General features: G+C 33.5%; 15 protein-coding genes. 10 read left to right on the top strand and 5 right to left on the bottom strand.

Annotated features, from left to right (window positions below; all coding sequences use genetic code 11):
• The first annotated feature begins 30 nt into the window (after window positions 1-30).
• Window positions 31-918, top strand: coding sequence for a FecR family protein (locus BUB95_RS08370; protein ID WP_073085441.1), 888 nt, complete (start codon window positions 31-33; stop codon window positions 916-918).
• Complete coding sequence (locus BUB95_RS08365; RefSeq protein WP_073085438.1) at window positions 911-3,214, top strand: TonB-dependent receptor domain-containing protein; 2,304 nt, start codon at window positions 911-913, stop codon at window positions 3,212-3,214. The genes BUB95_RS08370 and BUB95_RS08365 overlap by 8 nt, the downstream gene beginning before the upstream one ends.
• On the opposite strand, the gene BUB95_RS08360 is transcribed toward BUB95_RS08365, so the two are convergent.
• Window positions 3,211-4,077: a Brp/Blh family beta-carotene 15,15'-dioxygenase gene (locus tag BUB95_RS08360; protein WP_073085436.1), complete on the bottom strand. Its 867-nt coding sequence runs from the start codon at window positions 4,075-4,077 to the stop codon at window positions 3,211-3,213. The genes BUB95_RS08365 and BUB95_RS08360 overlap by 4 nt on opposite strands.
• 109 nt (window positions 4,078-4,186) lie before the next feature.
• Between BUB95_RS08360 and BUB95_RS08355 the strand changes: the two genes are divergently transcribed.
• Both BUB95_RS08355 and BUB95_RS08350 read left to right on the top strand, forming a co-directional pair.
• The gene (locus tag BUB95_RS08355; protein ID WP_073085434.1) at window positions 4,187-4,921 is read left to right on the top strand and encodes a bacteriorhodopsin-like; all 735 of its coding nucleotides are present in this window, start codon (window positions 4,187-4,189) and stop codon (window positions 4,919-4,921) included.
• Window positions 4,922-5,032: 111 nt separating this feature from the next.
• Window positions 5,033-5,575 carry a YfiT family bacillithiol transferase gene (locus tag BUB95_RS08350; RefSeq protein WP_073085432.1) on the top strand — a complete coding sequence of 181 codons (543 nt, stop codon included), beginning with the start codon at window positions 5,033-5,035 and terminating at the stop codon, window positions 5,573-5,575.
• Here the strand turns inward: BUB95_RS08350 and argS are convergent, their stop codons facing one another.
• Window positions 5,576-7,354, bottom strand: a complete 1,779-nt coding sequence (gene argS / locus BUB95_RS08345) for an arginine--tRNA ligase (RefSeq protein ID WP_073085430.1) — start codon at window positions 7,352-7,354, stop codon at window positions 5,576-5,578.
• A 457-nt stretch (window positions 7,355-7,811) separates the two neighbouring features.
• Between argS and BUB95_RS08340 the strand changes: the two genes are divergently transcribed.
• Window positions 7,812-9,863, top strand: a complete 2,052-nt coding sequence (locus tag BUB95_RS08340) for an ATP-binding protein (protein WP_073085428.1) — start codon at window positions 7,812-7,814, stop codon at window positions 9,861-9,863.
• A 1-nt stretch (window position 9,864) separates the two neighbouring features.
• Here BUB95_RS08340 and ctlX read toward each other — a convergent pair whose 3' ends face one another.
• Complete coding sequence (gene ctlX / locus BUB95_RS08335) at window positions 9,865-10,797, bottom strand: citrulline utilization hydrolase CtlX (RefSeq protein WP_073085426.1); 933 nt, start codon at window positions 10,795-10,797, stop codon at window positions 9,865-9,867.
• A gap of 112 nt (window positions 10,798-10,909) precedes the next feature.
• Between ctlX and BUB95_RS08330 the strand changes: the two genes are divergently transcribed.
• The gene (locus BUB95_RS08330) at window positions 10,910-12,658 is read left to right on the top strand and encodes a M14 family metallopeptidase (protein WP_073085424.1); all 1,749 of its coding nucleotides are present in this window, start codon (window positions 10,910-10,912) and stop codon (window positions 12,656-12,658) included.
• Here the strand turns inward: BUB95_RS08330 and BUB95_RS08325 are convergent.
• Window positions 12,655-13,236, bottom strand: a complete 582-nt coding sequence (locus BUB95_RS08325) for an NUDIX hydrolase (RefSeq protein ID WP_073085422.1) — start codon at window positions 13,234-13,236, stop codon at window positions 12,655-12,657. The two genes, BUB95_RS08330 and BUB95_RS08325, sit on opposite strands and share 4 nt — an antisense overlap.
• Window positions 13,237-13,357: 121 nt before the next feature.
• On the opposite strand from BUB95_RS08325, the gene pyrE reads away from it, so the two are divergent.
• On the top strand, window positions 13,358-14,002 hold the full coding sequence (gene pyrE, locus BUB95_RS08320; protein WP_073085420.1) for an orotate phosphoribosyltransferase: 645 nt from the start codon (window positions 13,358-13,360) through the stop codon (window positions 14,000-14,002).
• Between the two features lie 28 nt (window positions 14,003-14,030).
• A complete protein-coding gene (locus tag BUB95_RS08315; RefSeq protein WP_073085418.1) occupies window positions 14,031-14,426 on the top strand; it encodes an orotate phosphoribosyltransferase in 396 nt (131 codons plus the stop codon).
• Here the strand turns inward: BUB95_RS08315 and BUB95_RS08310 are convergent.
• The gene (locus tag BUB95_RS08310; RefSeq protein ID WP_073085416.1) at window positions 14,423-15,154 is read right to left on the bottom strand and encodes a biotin--[acetyl-CoA-carboxylase] ligase; all 732 of its coding nucleotides are present in this window, start codon (window positions 15,152-15,154) and stop codon (window positions 14,423-14,425) included. The two genes, BUB95_RS08315 and BUB95_RS08310, sit on opposite strands and share 4 nt — an antisense overlap.
• A gap of 94 nt (window positions 15,155-15,248) precedes the next feature.
• Between BUB95_RS08310 and rsfS the strand changes: the two genes are divergently transcribed.
• The gene (gene rsfS, locus BUB95_RS08305) at window positions 15,249-15,620 is read left to right on the top strand and encodes a ribosome silencing factor (protein ID WP_073085414.1); all 372 of its coding nucleotides are present in this window, start codon (window positions 15,249-15,251) and stop codon (window positions 15,618-15,620) included.
• 15 nt (window positions 15,621-15,635) lie between these two features.
• Complete coding sequence (gene ftsH / locus BUB95_RS08300; protein WP_073085412.1) at window positions 15,636-17,573, top strand: ATP-dependent zinc metalloprotease FtsH; 1,938 nt, start codon at window positions 15,636-15,638, stop codon at window positions 17,571-17,573.
• The last annotated feature ends 63 nt before the right edge of the window (window positions 17,574-17,636 follow it).

Raw genomic sequence — 17,636 nt, 5'->3', positions numbered from 1 at the left:
CTTATCTGTTATATAGATAGAATATTGAAAATGGAACGCGAAGATTTAATAAAAAAATGGTTGGATTATAATCTTAATCCCGAAGAGCAAAAGGCTTTTGAAGCCCTTGAAGACTACGAACAATTAATAAAACTATCGAAATCTTCAGAGGCATTTAATGCGCCTAGTTATGACTCTGAAGCAGAATATGAGACTGTGTCATCAAAATTGCAGCCTAAAATTTCTAAAAACTGGATACGTCCATTAATGAGAATTGCAGCGGTTTTATTAATTGGGTTCAGTGTGTTTTATTATACCTCTAATCTAAATAGTACAACTTCTACACTCATCGCAGAGCAAGCAACTATCGAATTACCTGACGCCTCCACTGTTGAGCTTAATGCCGTTTCTAATTTATCTTTTAACAAAAGAACTTGGTCAGATAAACGTGAGGTTTCATTAGAAGGTGAAGCCTACTTTAGAGTTGCCAAAGGCTCAAAGTTTGATGTAATTACAAAAGAAGGAAAAGTATCAGTTCTTGGTACAGAATTTAATGTTATACAACGTGACGATTATTTTGAAGTGACTTGCTTTGAAGGTCTCGTCGCAGTTACTTATGATTCTAAATACATAGAGCTGAAACCTACTCAACGTTTTACAGTACATAATGGTGTTATTAGAAATAATGTTGAAAACCAAACAGCTCCTAGCTGGATTAACAACGAAAGCTCATTTTCTAGTTCTGCTCTTGAACTTGTTTTAGAGGAACTTCAGAGACATTATGAAATAACAATTGACGCAAAACAAGTAGACACCAAACAAATATTCACTGGAAGTTTTACTCATAACGATTTAGACTTGGCATTAAAATCAATAACATTACCTTTAGGTATAACCTATACTAAAAATGATGCTGTTATTGTTTTAAAAGGTGAATAGTTTACAAAAATATATTTTACTCCTACTATTAGGTTTATCTACATTTTGCTTTTCTCAAGAGAAGAGTGAACAAAGCCCTTTAGCCGCTATATTAAAACAAGTTGAAAACAAATTTAACGTCAAGTTTTCCTATGCTGACGAGACTATTACATCTGTAAAAATAAAACCACCTAGTAATTCATTTACACTAGAAGAAATACTAAACTATCTAGAACGAAATACTAAACTAAAATTCACGACTTTAAGCTCTAGATTTATTGCTATTGAAAAACAAGACTCTATAGTCAATAAGACTTTTAATCTTCAAAGATTAGATGAAGTTTTCATTCAAAATTACCTTACTAAAGGTTTATCAAGAACAATAGATGGTAAAGTAGAAATATCTCCACAAAAGTTCGGTATTCTTCCTGGACTAAGTGAACCTGATATTTTACAAACCATACAAGCCTTACCAGGCATAAAAAGTGTTGATGAACGCATCTCTAATATTAATATAAGAGGCGGAACCAATGACCAAAATCTTATTCTGTACGAAGGTATTCGGATGTATCAAACTGGTCATTTCTTTGGACTTATATCTGCATTCAGCCCATATCTTATTGAAAATGTAGATGTCACAGTTAATGGCTCAAAAGCTAAATATGGTTCTGGTGTTTCAAGTATTATAAGCATTAGCAACTCCAACGAGATAAGTAAAAAACCTGAATCAGGAGTTGGTTTCAATCTTTTAAGTATTGATGGTTTTTCAAAATTTCAACTATCAAAAAAAACTGAGCTTCAAATTTCTGCACGTCGGTCTTATACAGATGCGCTTATTACCCCAACTTATGATACCTATTTTGAACGCGTTTTTGGCAATTCTAATCTAGGTTCTGGTCAATACCAAAATCCGCAAGCGCAATTACGACAAGACGAACGTTTCTTTTTTTACGACACCAACATTAAATTTTTATACGACATTGATAAAAACTCTAAGATAAGAGCTAATGCCATTGCTATATTTAATCGTTTAGATTATGATGTCAATACAGATAATCAATTATTAACAGCTAGTGAGTTGAGCCAGAAAAGCTATGCGGGTAATATTAGCTATTCTCGAAATTGGTCTCCGTCAATGCGTATGGATGCACAGATTTATTATTCTAACTACGAGCTGTATGGAAATAATATAGTTTCATCTACCACTCAAGAATTAACACAAGATAATGAAGTCCTTGATATAGGAGCCCGAGTAGATTTTCTAAAAACCGTAGACCAAAACTTAAATTTTAATTTTGGCTATCGTTTTAACGAAGTGGGTGTTTCAAACCTCGAAGATGTTACCATACCAACCTTTAGACGATTTATAAAAGAGGTGGTTAGTACACATGCTATATATGGTGAAGCTGAGTTTAAATCTAATTCAAAAAACACCTACGGTAGAATTGGTCTTAGAGGAAATTATCTTGAAGATTTTGGAATGTTACTATTTGAACCACGGTTTAGTTTTTCTCAAAAATTTCTCAATCATTTTAGGTTAGAAGTTTTAGGAGAAGTAAAAAGTCAATCCATCACTCAAATTATAGATTTACAACAAGACTTTTTTGGAGTTGAAAAACGAAGATGGCAACTCTCAAACAATAAGGATGTCCCTGTAGTAAAGAGTAATCAATTTTCAGTTGGACTCAACTACAAACAAAAAGGCTGGCTTATAAGTGCTGAAGGTTACGTTAAAAATGTTATAGGAATTAGCACACGTTCTCAAGGGTTTCAAAATCAATTTCAATTAGTTAATACTTCAGGAAATTATAGCGTTAAAGGCATCGATTTTTTACTTAACAAACAATTTAAAAACCTAAGTACTTGGTTAAGTTATTCTTATAGTAAAAATGATTATGACTTTGAGAGTTTAAATAACGGCGAGGAGTTCCCCAATAATTTTGATATAAGACATGTCGTCAATTTTTCGACAACTTATGAAATCGAAAACCTTAAAATCTCAGCTGGTATTAACTGGAACTCAGGCAAGCCTTACACAGAACCTGCAACCAATCAATTTAATTCGGGTAGTATCGTTTATAATACACCTAATGCTAAAAGGATTCCTGATTATTTAAGAACCGATGTTTCTGCTCGATACGCGTTTCAAGTTGCAGATGATGTTATCGCGGAAGTTGGAGCCTCTGTATGGAATATTCTTGACGACAGAAATATCATTAATAGATTTTACAGTAGGGACGATAATAACGCAATTATCGAAAACAATGAAGTTGCTCTTGGTTTAACTCCAAATTTTAGTTTTAGATTAACGTTTTAATGCTTGAAAATTTTAGTCATCACTATAACATGCGGAAATGTTATTGCAGCCAGAAAAGAAAAAAACACGGCGTAAAATAAATCTTCTTGTTTTACAAGAAAATTTAAAAGAAGAAAGAGTCCTACTACAGATACTATCCAATAAATTGCTGAAGATTTAACATACTCTAAAACAGACCGTTTATTTACTTCTTTAAATAAGTATTTTACTTGGTCCAAAACAGATGGTAAAGAATGCCACAGAACAAAATAAATAGCAAATGCCCAAAGTAGTGATGCCGTTTTAAAAACTATAAAGAAAACAAGAATATTAAATAACTCTCTAATGGGGTTTGTTATACTCTTGTAGAGTATTACAAAACAACTTACAAATACCATTAATGAAGAAATTAAACTTACCATAAGGAAGTTTATGGTTATACTTTCTCCTGTTATCTGGGATATAATTTCTATACTTTCTTGAGCATTAGTATACAACAATAGAAATATTATTGCACACCCATAACTTACATATAATGACTTCTTAATCCATTTATATTGAAATCTTACCTCATGAAAATGTTGCTCTCCAAAATGAAATCCACTAACTAGAATAAACAAAATGAGTGCGATTTTGGGTATTAAAAAAAACATTAACGCTCCAAATAACACTACCATTATATATAAAATGAGCGTTTTGTAATAACTAATACTACTGTTATTGTATACACGCTTAATAATTTTTATATCGTTAGACCCGTGCATTAATCCTACAGTAAGAATAAAGAAACACGCCAAGTATTGCTCTAAACTAGTAGTTAAATAGACCGCTAGCCATAAGCATAGAAAGGTAGAAACGATATTAAAATTTTGTATATTTCTCAAAATGCAGGCTTCAAATTATTGTTTGTTTAAAAATTTTCACAAAATTTTATGTATTATGTGTCTAACCTTTTGTAAATTTACTTAAACAAAATAACTAATTACAAATATTATGAACAATTTATTACTTGCAATCGGAGACGTAAGCAAAATTGCTACTGACGATTATGTAGGCTTTACATTTTTTGTAGGATGTATGGCAATGATGGCGGCCTCAGCCTTTTTCTTTTTATCAATGAATAGTTTTGATAGAAAATGGAGAACCTCAATCTTAGTTTCTGGGTTGATTACCTTTATTGCAGCTGTACACTACTGGTACATGCGTGATTACTGGGCAGCTAATGCTGAGTCACCTACATTCTTCAGATACGTTGATTGGGTATTAACGGTACCATTAATGTGTGTTGAGTTTTACCTCATCTTAAAAGTCGCAGGAGCGAAAAAATCTCTAATGTGGCGATTAATCTTTTTATCAGTTGTTATGTTAGTAACAGGATACTTAGGTGAAGCTGTTTACAGAGACCAAGCTCAGATTTGGGGATTAATCTCTGGTATAGCCTATTTCGTAATTGTTTATGATATTTGGTTAGGACAAGCAAAGAAATTAGCGGTACAAGCAGGTGGTGCAGTACTCAAGGCACACAAAACATTATGTTGGTTTGTACTTGTAGGATGGGCAATTTATCCAATCGGATATATGGCAGGAACTCCAGGTTGGTATGATGGCATCTTTGGCGGTTTAGCTATGGATGTAATTTACAACATCGGTGATGCTATAAACAAAATAGGATTTGGTTTAGTGGTCTATGCTGCTGCAGTAGCATCAAGTTCTACTTCTGAGGCATAGTTAGATTTTATTAGTTAGTAAATCGGTAAGAGACCGCCATAATGGCGGTCTTTTATTTTTTCTAATTGTCTTAAAGTTCTATTTTTAGATATTAAAATCAATCTACAATTCATGCACACCTCTGAACTCCAAAAACTAAAATATCCTATTGGAGAATTTATAAAACCCGAAATAATTACAAAACAACATATTAAAAGTTGGATATCTGATATTGAAAGCTTTCCTGATACTGTTGAAGAGACCACAAAACATCTTAACGAGATAGAGCTCAATTACGCTTACAGGCCAGATGGCTGGACAATAAAACAAGTTGTACATCATTGTGCTGATAGTCATATCAATAGCATTACGAGGTTTAAACTCGCCTTAACTGAAGACTTGCCAACAATTCGCCCATATTTTGAAGACCGCTGGGCAAAACTTATCGATTATTCAGAATCTCTTGAAGCGCCAATTCATATATTAAAAGGTGTACATTATAAACTTGGTGTACTTCTTAGAAGTTTTGATGACAACGATTTGAAAAGAGAGTTTATTCATCCAGAGCACGGCAAACGCTTTTCTTTAGAAGAAACAATCGGCACCTATGCTTGGCATAGCAATCATCATTTAGCACATATAAAACAGGCCTTAAAATATAAGGGTCAATTTTAGCTACATGCGCTCAGGAACATCTATTCCTAAAACGTTGAATGCATTTTTAATAGTTTCGCCAACCTTTTTAGAAAGGAGAACTCTAAACGTTTTTTCAGCTTCAGAATCTGCTCCAAGTATAGATACATTTTGGTAAAACGAATTAAAATCTTTAACCAAATCGTATGTATAGTTTGCAACCAACGCAGGACTATGTTGTTCCGCCGCATTTTGGATGATAGTAGGAAATTGCTCTAGTTGCTTTAGTAATTGCTTCTCTTTTTCATAAAGAGACACTTCGATATTATCTAAGTTTATAATAGCTTCAGAATTAAACTTCCTTAAAATTGATTGAATTCTAGCGTAAGTATACTGAATAAATGGGCCTGTATTACCCTGAAAGTCGATAGATTCTTTTGGGTCGAATAAAATTCGCTTTTTAGGATCTACTTTAAGTATATAATACTTTAAGGCTCCTAGACCAATAACTTTATAGAGTTCTTTTTTCTCAGCTTCTGAGTAGTCATCTAGTTTACCTAATTCTTTAGAAATCTCCTCAGCAGTAGTTGCCATTTCTTCAATTAAATCATCGGCGTCTACAACGGTTCCTTCTCTACTCTTCATTTTTCCACTAGGTAAATCTACCATACCATAACTTAAATGAAATAGGTTTTTAGCCCAATCGAATCCGAGTTTCTTCAAAATTAAAAACAGAACCTTAAAATGGTAATCTTGCTCATTACCTACAGTGTAAACCATGCCACCTACATCTGGATAATCTTTAATTCTCTGGATTGCTGTACCTATATCTTGGGTCATATACACAGCTGTACCATCGCTACGCAAAACGATTTTTTCGTCAAGGCCATCTTCAGTTAAATCGCACCAAACGGAACCATCTTCTTTTTTGAAAAACACTCCAGATTTTAAACCTTCTGCAATAAATTCTTTTCCTAATAAGTACGTTCGGCTTTCGTAGTAATATTTATCAAAGTCTACACCAATATTTTTGTAAGTCGCTTCAAAACCATCATAAACCCAACCATTCATCTTTTTCCAAAGTGCTACAACATCTTCATCACCTGCTTCCCATTTACGTAGCATATCTTGAGCTTCTAAAAGAATAGGAGCATTCTTTTTGGCTTCAGCTTCAGTCTGTCCTTGAGCAATTAAATTTTTTATTTCGGTTTTGTAAGCCTTGTCAAATTCTACATAATAATTTCCAACAAGCTTATCACCTTTTAGATTTTCAGAAGGCACTTCCCCATTACCAAATCTTTCGTATGCCAACATACTTTTACAAATATGTATACCTCTATCGTTAATAATCTGAGTTTTGTAAACTTTTTTGCCCGAAGCTTTTAATATTTCGGCAACACTATAACCAAGCAATACATTTCTAACATGCCCCAAATGTAAAGGCTTATTGGTATTTGGAGAAGAATACTCCACCATGACAGCTTTGTTATCCTTTAAATCAGCATATCCAAAGTCTTCCTTATTTTTTATAGCATCAAGAAAATTAATGTAATGTGAATCATCAATCTCAATATTTAAAAAGCCTTTTACAACATTGAAACCCTTAACCAGAGACACATTATCGACTAAGAACTGCCCAATTTGTTCACCTATAACTACTGGATTTCCTTTCACTACTCTCAACATAGGAAAAACCACAACAGTAATATCCCCAGCAAATTCTTTCCGAGTTGCTTGAAATTCTACAGATTCTAAATTAGCATCAAACAGTTCTGCAACTGCTGCTTTTACATTTAGTTCTAATGTATTTTGAAGACTCATACGTTAGTGTTTTTATCCTTTTTTAATGCCTGCAAAGATAGGCCTTTTATTATTTTATAATAACCGTTGATTGGGTTTAATTATTAGACATTATTTCTGCAAAAAACAGTCATAAAGTTTAACTAAGAATTTGTCTAGACTTTATTAAATTATTATTTTTAAGTATTTATTAATCAGTAGATTACATTAATAGTGCATTTCATCGATAAAAGTGTAATTCTGCCGAAAATTATGCTGTTGGTCGATTGGTCTAATTTTTTTTGATTTTTAACCATCAGTTTGTCTGATTTTTTGGTCGTAAATCTTAAAAATTAGCAAATCTAATTGCATTTAATCATTTTTGGTCTGCTATTAATTAAAACGTCCGAAGCGAAAAGTTGCTGAAGACATCTTTCCTATCCCTCTCAGAAAGTTGGCCAAAACTAAATATAAAACTGTGCGTTGTAGTCACTGCTTTATGAAGCAACTTATTATTTATGCCATCTGCCTGTTTGCTGTTATAAGCTTTGCCCAAAATGCAAAGATAGACAGCCTTACTGTACGTTTAGCATATCAAAACCAAGATTCTACTAAAGTAGAGACATCATTGCTGCTTATCAATGAACTCTACAAAGTAGAAGACTACAAAAAAGCATTACTTTTTATTGCCCAAACTTCTGAGCTCTCTAAGTCTCTTAATTACGATAAAGGTTTAGCGGAAACAAACTACATCAAAGCATTAATTAATAGCGAGCAAGATGATTTAGGTAATGCTGTTAGCAATTTTGAAATAGCCCGTTCGTATTTCTCAACAATAAATGACACACTTGGTATTGCTAAAGTGAACAATAATCTAGGTGTTATAGAAATACAAAGAGGCAACTATAAAAAAGGACTTCAAAACTCACTTTCTGCCATTTCAATATTTGAAGAGAAAGATTTAAAAGACGATTTAAGTAAAGCCTATAATAACTTAGCTGAAGCCTATTTTAATACTGGTAAATTAGACAAAGCACTCCAATACAATAAAAAAGCATTAAGCGTTAGAGAAGAATTGGACGACATGGAAGGCATGAAGTCTTCCCTTAAAAATCTTGGACAAATCTATGCGCTCAATGATGACTATAGACGCTCCATAGATAATTATGAGCGTATGCTTACGCTCTTAGACTCAGACGAAAAAGATATCCGAGGAGCGGTTTTACCGAGTCTTGGAAAATCCTATTTGGCTATTGAGGATTTAGATAAAGCTTCTGACTATTTAAGAGAAGGATTGCGATATAGCAGATTTCAAAAAGATGAATTGGGCATACTCAAATCCTTAAATGCATTTGGGGAACTCAACATTAAAAATAAAAGACTAAAGCTAGCAGAAAATCAACTTCTAGAAGCTTTAAAACTCGCCAAAAAATTAGGTGATGATGAGGAGTTACTCTACAATCTTAAACTCAATACAGATTTAGACTCTAAACGTGGATTTTACGAAGATGCATTTAATTGGCAAAATCAATACTATGCGTTAAAGGACAAACTTGATAAAGAACGTGCAGCAGCAGTAAAAATTCCTGAAACTTCTATAGACGATACTATTGAAGACACGCCTCCATTAATAGAGAAAAAAGAAGCTGTAGAGGCACAAAATGAAGCTTTAGCAACTACCGAACAAGAAGACCAAAAGAAGCAAGATACATTATTAATTTATGGCTTAATAGCAGGATTGGTGTTTATTACAGCATTATTAATATTTAGCTATCTCAAGAGTTCTAAAGATGGAAAAAGCAACAAGAAATTTGCAAAAGAAAACAAGGAATTAGCTCTTAAAAATGCACAGCTCGAAGAAGTGAATCAAGTAAAGGATAAGTTGTTTTCTATTGTATCTCATGATTTAAAAGATTCTATTTCCTCTATAAAAGCGTTTTTAGATTTACTGAAAGATGGAGGTATTAGCAAAGAAGAGTTTAATGAGTTAATTCCTGAATTAAGCGAAAATGCCAACAATGCATCATCGCTATTATTTAACTTACTCAACTGGTCTAAATCGCAAATGCAGAACTTGCAACCAAAGCCAGAGCTTTTTAATATTCAAGAAATCTTTCAGATTAAGATATCACTTATCGAAAAGAAAGTTAATGACAAAGGTATTATTCTTATTGACGAATCTCGCCGTGAGTTTGTTTACGCAGACAGAAGTATGCTCGAAATTGTTATCCAAAATCTAATTACTAATGCTGTAAAGTTTACAGGTAAAGGTGACGTTATCACGGTATCTAACCAAGACTACAATGGTAAGGTTCTAATTTGTGTAGAAGATACAGGTATTGGTATTTCTGAAGAAAATCAGAAAAAATTATTCAACGCTAAAAAGAACTTTACAACCATCGGAACCGAAAACGAAAAAGGTACTGGATTAGGTCTTACCATCTGTAAAGATTTAGTTGAGCTTAATAACGGTCGTATTTGGGTAGAGAGTACTCCAAATATTGGAAGTAAATTCTTTATTGAATTACCAAAAGCCGCACTTTCGGAGTAGATTAAGTCTTAGGTAAAAACACCTCAGCCATCATGCAACGCGCGCTACCACCGCCACAAGTTTCTATGGTTTCTAGAGAACTTGATAAGATTGGACAGTGTTTTTCTATAGCTTTTATTTGCTGAGCTGTTAAACTCTTATGGGCAGCTTCGCTCATCACTAGATAGCGCTGCTTATTTTCGCCTCTTAGTTGTAACATATTCCCTGCAAATTGATGCATTTGTGCTTCGGTAATCGATATGATTTCTTTACCATCTTGCTTTAGATGCTTCACTACATTTTTACGTTCTTTTTTATCATCAATAGTGTCTAAACAAATAACTGCAAAAGTCTCGGCCAAACACATCATAACGTTTGTATGATAAATTGGTAATCGTTTACCTTCCACAGTTTGGTTAGCGGTAAAAACTACAGGAGTATATTCAAAATCTTCGCAGAACTCAATAAACAAATCTTCGTCTGCTCGTGGCGATAAAGCACAATAGGCCTTACTATTTACACGGTCTAAAAGTAAACTTCCCGTACCTTCTAGAAATATACCTTCGTTTTCTGCGGAGGTATAATCTACAATATTTTCAATCTTAAAACCTTCTTGCTCTAATCTTATAAACACTTCGTCTCGGCGCTCTTTTCTTCTATTTTCTGCAAACATAGGATACAATGCCACATCGCCGTTGCTATGAAAACTCACCCAATTGTTAGGGAAAATCGAGTCTGGCGTATCCATTAATTCATCATCATTTTCTACAACAATATTAATCCCAACAGCTCTAAGCTTGTAAACAAACGCATCAAATTCTTCTTGCGCTTTTTTATTAATTTCAGCATTTTTTAAATCTAAATCTTCCTGAAAGTAATTATTTACTGCAGTTTCTTCATTCATCCTAAAATTTACTGGACGAATCATCAAAATAGTATCTGTTGTTTGTTGCATAGATTTGTTTATAAAGTGATGCAAAATTAGTCATTTTTATAATCTGAAATTTGGACTACAGAAAGTTTTTCTGCTTCAAAATGCCTAAGTTTGAAAAACAAGAATGTACATCATGAAAAAACTCCTAATTCTCTTTATAATTATTGTTTCTTGTTCTCAAGAATCAAAAAAAACAGATTTTGATTTCACCACAACTTTCGAAAAAAGTAACGGATTAGAAACAGCTACTTACGAGGAAACCATAGCATACTACTCTGTTCTAGCTGATAACTATAATAATATTAATATTGAAGCTATTGGCGAAACCGATTCTGGAAAGCCACTTCATATCGTTACACTGAGTCCTCGAGGCAATGTCTTTGATTTTGAATCGCTACGAAAGGAGAATCGTATTATGCTTATTAATAATGGCATCCATCCTGGAGAGTCAGACGGTATTGATGCAACAATGCTACTTTTTAGAGATATTGCCAACGGAACAATTGAAGCACCAAAACACACAGTTTTGGTCACCATTCCTATTTATAATGTTGGTGGTAGTTTAAATAGAAATTCTGGTACACGTACGAATCAAAATGGCCCAAAAGAATACGGTTTTAGGGGTAACGCGCGTAATTATGACCTTAATCGAGATTTTATAAAAACAGACACTAAAAATGCAAAAACATTTTCTAAAATTTACCACTTGGTACAACCCGATATTTTTATAGATAATCATGTAAGCAATGGAGCAGATTATCAGTATACTTTGACACATTTGTTTACACAACATAATAAGCTTGGAGGCGTTTTAGGAAGTTATTTGCATACCGAAATGATGCCTCAACTCGAAGAAAAACTTGAAGCTAAACAGTGGGACATAACACCTTACGTTAATGTTTTTAATCGCACACCAGAAAGTGGCTTTTCTCAGTTTAAAGATTCGCCAAGATATTCTACAGGTTATACAACCTTATTCAACACATTAGGAATGATGGTAGAAACACATATGCTAAAACCTTACAAGCAACGTGTAGAAGGCACCTATGAGCTTATGAAAAGTATGGTTGAGATTACTGAAGAGCAAGGTGATAAAATTTCAAACTTAAGAAAGCAGCAAACTAAGACATGGTCCGCTGGAGATACTTATCCTTTAGAGTGGCAGATTGATACATCAAAATATTCAACTTTAAATTTTAAAGGCTTTGAAGGTAACAGAGTAGAAAGTCAACTAACTGGGGCTAAACGTTTGAAATACGACCGCTCTCAACCTTTTGAAAAGGAAGTAAAATATCAAAACTTTTTTAAAGCAACTACTGAAGTTACTATTCCTAAAGTTTACATTATTCCTCAAGGGATGCACCATGTTATTGAGCGTTTAAAGTTGAACAACATTGAAATGACTCCACTTGAAAAAGACAGTCTAGTCTTAGTACAATCTTATAAGATTTCCGATTACAAAACACGCCAATCTCCTTACGAGGGCCATTATTTGCATTATAATACGACAGTAGAAACCTCTGAAACAGAATTAAAATTTATGGCTGGTGATTATTTAGTAAAAACTAACCAAAAAGGAATTCGATATCTTCTTGAAACTCTTGAACCAGAAGCTCCAGACTCATTTTTTAACTGGAATTTCTTTGACACTATTTTACAGCAAAAAGAAGGATTTTCACCATACGTTTGGGAAGATAAAGCACAATTATTATTAAGGCAAAATCCAAGATTACAAATAAAATTCAATCTAAAGAAAAGCTTAGAACCAGATTTTTCAAATAATTGGTATGCCCAGTTAGATTGGCTTCACAAACAATCTGAACATTACGAAAAGGCGCATATGCAGTATCCTATTTATAGAATAATAGAAAATAAAAACTAGACCAGAAGCTTAATATTGGCATAGCTATTCTCCATAGCTTTTTTAATTTTCTTTTCGCTTAACCATTTTACTTTAGTAATACCTTCATTGGTTTGAGGTTTTAGCTTACCATCGTAATCTGTTTTCATTTCAAACCAATACGTAATTTTTATTTTATACCTACCGTTGCGCTTAAAGATATGGTAAGTTGTTGGTAAAGGCCTAGTAATTTCTAAACCACTAACCTTAGTTTCCTCTTCAACTTCTCTAATAGCTGTCTCTTCAATAGATTCTTTTTTCTCGGTTTTTCCTTTTGGTAAATCCCATTTATTATTTCTGTAAATAAATAAAACTTTGCCTTCTCTATTGTATACCTTTCCGCCGCCCGCAATAACATTTGGGAGTTTTTTTAAGAAGTTTTTGAGGAGTTTATGTTCTTTTTTACCAACAAGGTAAACGGATTTTAAATCTGTTCTGTTAAGCATCCTAATCACCTTTGGTAGGTCAACCGATTTTAATAAAAAGACTTTAAAATCCTTTTCTTTATCAACCTCAGTTGTTAAGTAAATAGGTTTATCACCAACAAAAATAGTATGCATAAGTCTGTTTGACTTTTAATTTCTGAATTGTAAATGTATTCTTTTTTACAATACGGTTTTTGAATTAAAATTTATTTTGAATTAAAATTTAACTCACTTCAAATTTCATTAATTTTGTTGCATGATTTTTAACAAAGACATCGCTAAGAAAACCGCTGAGTTATTACTTCAGATTAACGCCATTAAATTACAACCAAAAGACCCTTTTACTTGGGCTTCTGGATGGAAATCTCCCATCTATTGTGATAACCGTATCGTACTATCTTATCCGCAAATAAGAAATTACGTGAGAGAAACTTTAGCAAAACAGATTGAAGAGAAGTATGGCAAACCAGACGTTATTGCTGGGGTAGCTACTGGCGCTATTGGTATAGGTGCACTAGTTGCCGAGTATCTTAACTTACCTTTTGTATATGTAAGACCTGAAGCAAAAAAACATGGAAGACAAAACCAAGTTGAAGGTTACATTGAGAAAGGCCAAAGTGTCGTGGTGGTAGAAGATTTAATTAGTACTGGTAAAAGTAGTCTTAATGCCGTTGAGGCTTTAAAAGCTGCTGAAGTTAATATCAAAGGTATGGTTGCTATTTTCTCCTATGGTTTTGATGTTGCGGAACAAAACTTTAGCAAAGCTGACATTGAACTAAACACTTTAGGAAATTACGAAAACCTCCTAGAACAAGCCCTTGACACCAAATATATTACCCAAGAAGAGCAAGACATTTTAGCACGTTGGAATGCAAATCCTAGCGAATGGAACGCTAATTGATACTCAAAGAAAAAAATAATATTATAAAATGAATTTAGAATCACCTAAAGTGGCTGTTGATAAATCTGCCGAAGATACTTTTAACTTTTTATCTGATGTAAAGAATTTTGAAAAGCTAATGCCAGAAAATATTAGCAAATTTGAAGTTTTGGATACAGACAAATTTTTATTTGCATTAAAAGGAATGCCAGAAATTGTACTAAAAAAGAAAGAAGCTACACCAAATAGTAAAATTGTTTTAGGAGCTGCTGGTGGAAAATTAGACTTTTCTTTAACTGCAGATATCACTGAAATTGAGCCTAATAAAAGTGAAGTAAAACTTAATTTTTCTGGAGAGTTTAATGCTATGATGGCCATGATGATAAAAGGCCCTATCAATAAATTTTTAGAAACTTTGGCTACAAATATGCCAGCTTCAGTTTAGTAGAGAAGCTCTACTTCTTTGAGGTCGTATGCCATGTGCACATCATCCTCAAGAAGCAATTTTAATTTACCATCATCTGTTATACCCTCAATAAAACCAGAAAATATTTGGTTTGTTGGAGTCTTAAAAGTTGATGGTTTTTTTATGCGAAATAACTCAGCTTCATATTCTTTCTTTAATAGGTTTAAATCACCAGACTCAAGCCGCTTAAGGTAATGTTCAATATGCTTCAATATATTATGTAAAACTTCATCTTTACTATAAACAATCCCGGTAATTAAATGTAGTGAAGATGCATTTGGTAAATCGTCAAAAAACTTCTGATTAACATTTAGACCCATACCAATAATAGAACCTTCTAGCGTATTATTCTTTATGACATTTTCTATAAGAATGCCTGCAATTTTCTTGTTTTCTGACAAAATGTCGTTAGGCCATTTTATCTTTATTTTTGGTATTTGCAGTTCTTTTAATGCTTTGGACAGTCCTAGAGCTACAGCCATACTAATACAAAACTGATGAGACACCTTTAAAAAAGAAACATCTTTAAACACACTAAACGTTAGGTTTTTAGACGCTTCCGCTTGCCACTGTGTTCCCATTTGACCTCTACCATTAGTCTGCTCTTCAGCAACAACTACAGTAAAATCTTTAGGCATCTTTTTAAGACTTATAGTCTTTAGGTACGAGTTGGTTGAGTCGATGGCATCAAGTTTGATTATGTACATTAAATCAAAGGAATTATTTTATGGATTTCTTATGAGTATTTGACTTAGCAAGAACTAAAAAAGTAATAACTTTGTATAAATTTAAAACATTTTAATGACGGAAAGAAATAGCAATGCCGACCAGCTCATTACAACGATAATTAGCGGAATCGAAGACGTTAAAGGAAAAGAGATTATACTTTTAGATTTAAGAGAAATAGAAAATACAGTTTGCGATTACTTTATAGTGTGCGAGGGAACTTCTAACACCCAAGTCAATGCCATTGTAAATTCCATCCAAAAACAAGTAAGTAAAACCATTAAAGATAAGCCTTGGCATATTGAAGGTACAGATAATGCCGAGTGGGTTTTAATGGATTACGTTAATGTAGTTGTACACGTTTTTCAGAAGCATATCAGAGAATATTATGATATCGAAAGCTTATGGGGTGATGCAAAAACTACAGAAATAGAAACAAGTTTATAAAACGAAACGCTAAGAATGGCAAAAGAAAATAAGAATTTAAACAAAAAACCTAAAGTAAGTCCATATTGGATATATGGAATAGTTATAGCTATAATTCTAGGACTACAGCTGTTTGGAGGTAGTGCTTTTCAAAGTTCTAAAGAAATAAAAACTTCAGAATTTATCAATTACCTTGAGCAAGGTGATGTAAAAGAAGTGGTTATTATTAGTAACACTAAAACTGCTAGAGTCTATCTTACTGAAGAAGCTCTCAAGAAAGATGTTCACAAAACAGCTCGCTCTAAAGGATTTTTACCGTCAGGTAACATTCCAAACTATACATTAAAGTTTGGTGATTTAGGTAATTTTGAAGACCGTATCGACGAAATCATTACTAAAAACAATCTACCAACTTCTCGTAACGCAGATATAGAGAATAACGCCTTTGGCGATTTTCTAATTTCTCTACTTCCATTTATACTTATCATTGGCGTATGGATTTTCATTATGCGTCGTATGTCTTCTGGTGGCGGTGGCGGTGCTGGTGGACAAATATTTAATATAGGTAAATCTAAAGCAAAACTTTTTGACGAGAAAACTGATACCAAAACATCATTTAAAGATGTTGCTGGTCTTGAAGGTGCAAAAGAAGAAGTGCAAGAAATTGTAGATTTTTTAAAGTTTCCAGAAAAATACACCTCTCTTGGTGGTAAAATCCCCAAAGGAGCCCTACTTGTAGGACCCCCGGGAACAGGTAAAACCTTACTAGCAAAAGCTGTAGCAGGTGAAGCTAAAGTACCTTTCTTCTCTCTATCAGGTTCTGATTTTGTAGAGATGTTTGTAGGTGTTGGAGCATCTCGTGTAAGAGATTTATTTAAACAAGCAAAAGAAAAATCGCCTTCAATTATATTCATTGATGAGATAGACGCTATTGGTCGTGCTAGAGGAAAAAACAATTTTTCTGGCTCTAACGATGAGCGCGAAAATACACTAAACCAACTCTTAACAGAGATGGACGGTTTTGGTACCAATACAAATGTTATTGTATTAGCTGCAACAAACCGTGCAGATGTTTTAGATAGCGCTCTTATGCGTGCTGGACGTTTTGATAGACAGATTTATGTAGACCTACCAGACGTTAGAGAGCGTAAAGAAATATTTGAAGTGCATCTGCGTCCGCTTAAGAAAGAAGAAACCCTAGATGTAGACTTCCTGGCTAAACAGACTCCTGGTTTCTCTGGTGCAGATATTGCAAACGTATGTAACGAGTCTGCTTTAATTGCTGCTCGTAAAGGTAAGAAAGCAGTTAATAAACAAGATTTTTTAGACGCAGTAGACCGTATTGTCGGTGGACTAGAAAAGAAAAATAAAATCATTACACCAGACGAGAAAAAAGCTATTGCTTTTCATGAAGCTGGTCACGCTACAGTAAGTTGGATGCTTGAACATGCAGCACCGCTGGTTAAAGTAACTATTGTTCCTCGTGGGCAATCACTTGGAGCTGCTTGGTATTTACCAGAAGAGCGTCTTATTGTAAGACCAGAACAAATGCTTGACGAAATGTGTGCTACTATGGGTGGACGTGCTGCTGAAAAAGTCATCTTTGATAAAATATCAACAGGAGCATTGAGTGACTTAGAAAAAGTAACAAAACAAGCAAGAGCTATGGTTACTGTTTACGGTCTAAGCGATAAAGTTGGAAATGTGACTTACTACGATTCTTCTGGACAACAAGCTGGTTTTACTAAACCTTATAGTGAAGAAACCGCTGTATTGATTGACAACGAAATTTCTGAAATTATTGAAGAACAATACCAACGTGCGATAAGAATCTTAGAAGAGAATAAAGATAAGCTTACTGAATTGGCTGAAGTTCTATTAGAAAAAGAAGTTATTTTTAAAGACAACCTCGAAAAAATATTTGGAAAACGTCCGTTTGAAAAAACGACTTTAGTTTCTGAAGAAGAAGAATAGACCTTACTCCCATTCGACGAAAAAACTTAAATTAACCCTTAGTTAGTTTAAGTTTTTTTATAT

This window comes from Winogradskyella jejuensis (genome assembly GCF_900129745.1).
GTDB classification, from domain to species: Bacteria; Bacteroidota; Bacteroidia; order Flavobacteriales; family Flavobacteriaceae; genus Winogradskyella; species Winogradskyella jejuensis.
This window is presented reverse-complemented; position numbering and strand designations above follow the sequence as displayed.

Bases quoted from the DNA above. Each gene is read 5' to 3' on its own strand.
- BUB95_RS08355 (WP_073085434.1), top strand. From the start codon at position 4,187: ATGAACAATTTATTACTTGCAATCGGAGACGTAAGCAAAATTGCTACT.
- BUB95_RS08325 (WP_073085422.1), bottom strand. From the start codon at position 13,236: ATGCATACTATTTTTGTTGGTGATAAACCTATTTACTTAACAACTGAG.
- BUB95_RS08370 (WP_073085441.1), top strand. From the start codon at position 31: ATGGAACGCGAAGATTTAATAAAAAAATGGTTGGATTATAATCTTAAT.
- ctlX (WP_073085426.1), bottom strand. From the start codon at position 10,797: ATGCAACAAACAACAGATACTATTTTGATGATTCGTCCAGTAAATTTT.
- BUB95_RS08330 (WP_073085424.1), top strand. From the start codon at position 10,910: ATGAAAAAACTCCTAATTCTCTTTATAATTATTGTTTCTTGTTCTCAA.
- argS (WP_073085430.1), bottom strand. From the start codon at position 7,354: ATGAGTCTTCAAAATACATTAGAACTAAATGTAAAAGCAGCAGTTGCA.
- BUB95_RS08340 (WP_073085428.1), top strand. From the start codon at position 7,812: ATGAAGCAACTTATTATTTATGCCATCTGCCTGTTTGCTGTTATAAGC.
- rsfS (WP_073085414.1), top strand. From the start codon at position 15,249: ATGACGGAAAGAAATAGCAATGCCGACCAGCTCATTACAACGATAATT.
- BUB95_RS08350 (WP_073085432.1), top strand. From the start codon at position 5,033: ATGCACACCTCTGAACTCCAAAAACTAAAATATCCTATTGGAGAATTT.
- ftsH (WP_073085412.1), top strand. From the start codon at position 15,636: ATGGCAAAAGAAAATAAGAATTTAAACAAAAAACCTAAAGTAAGTCCA.
- BUB95_RS08310 (WP_073085416.1), bottom strand. From the start codon at position 15,154: ATGTACATAATCAAACTTGATGCCATCGACTCAACCAACTCGTACCTA.
- pyrE (WP_073085420.1), top strand. From the start codon at position 13,358: ATGATTTTTAACAAAGACATCGCTAAGAAAACCGCTGAGTTATTACTT.
- BUB95_RS08315 (WP_073085418.1), top strand. From the start codon at position 14,031: ATGAATTTAGAATCACCTAAAGTGGCTGTTGATAAATCTGCCGAAGAT.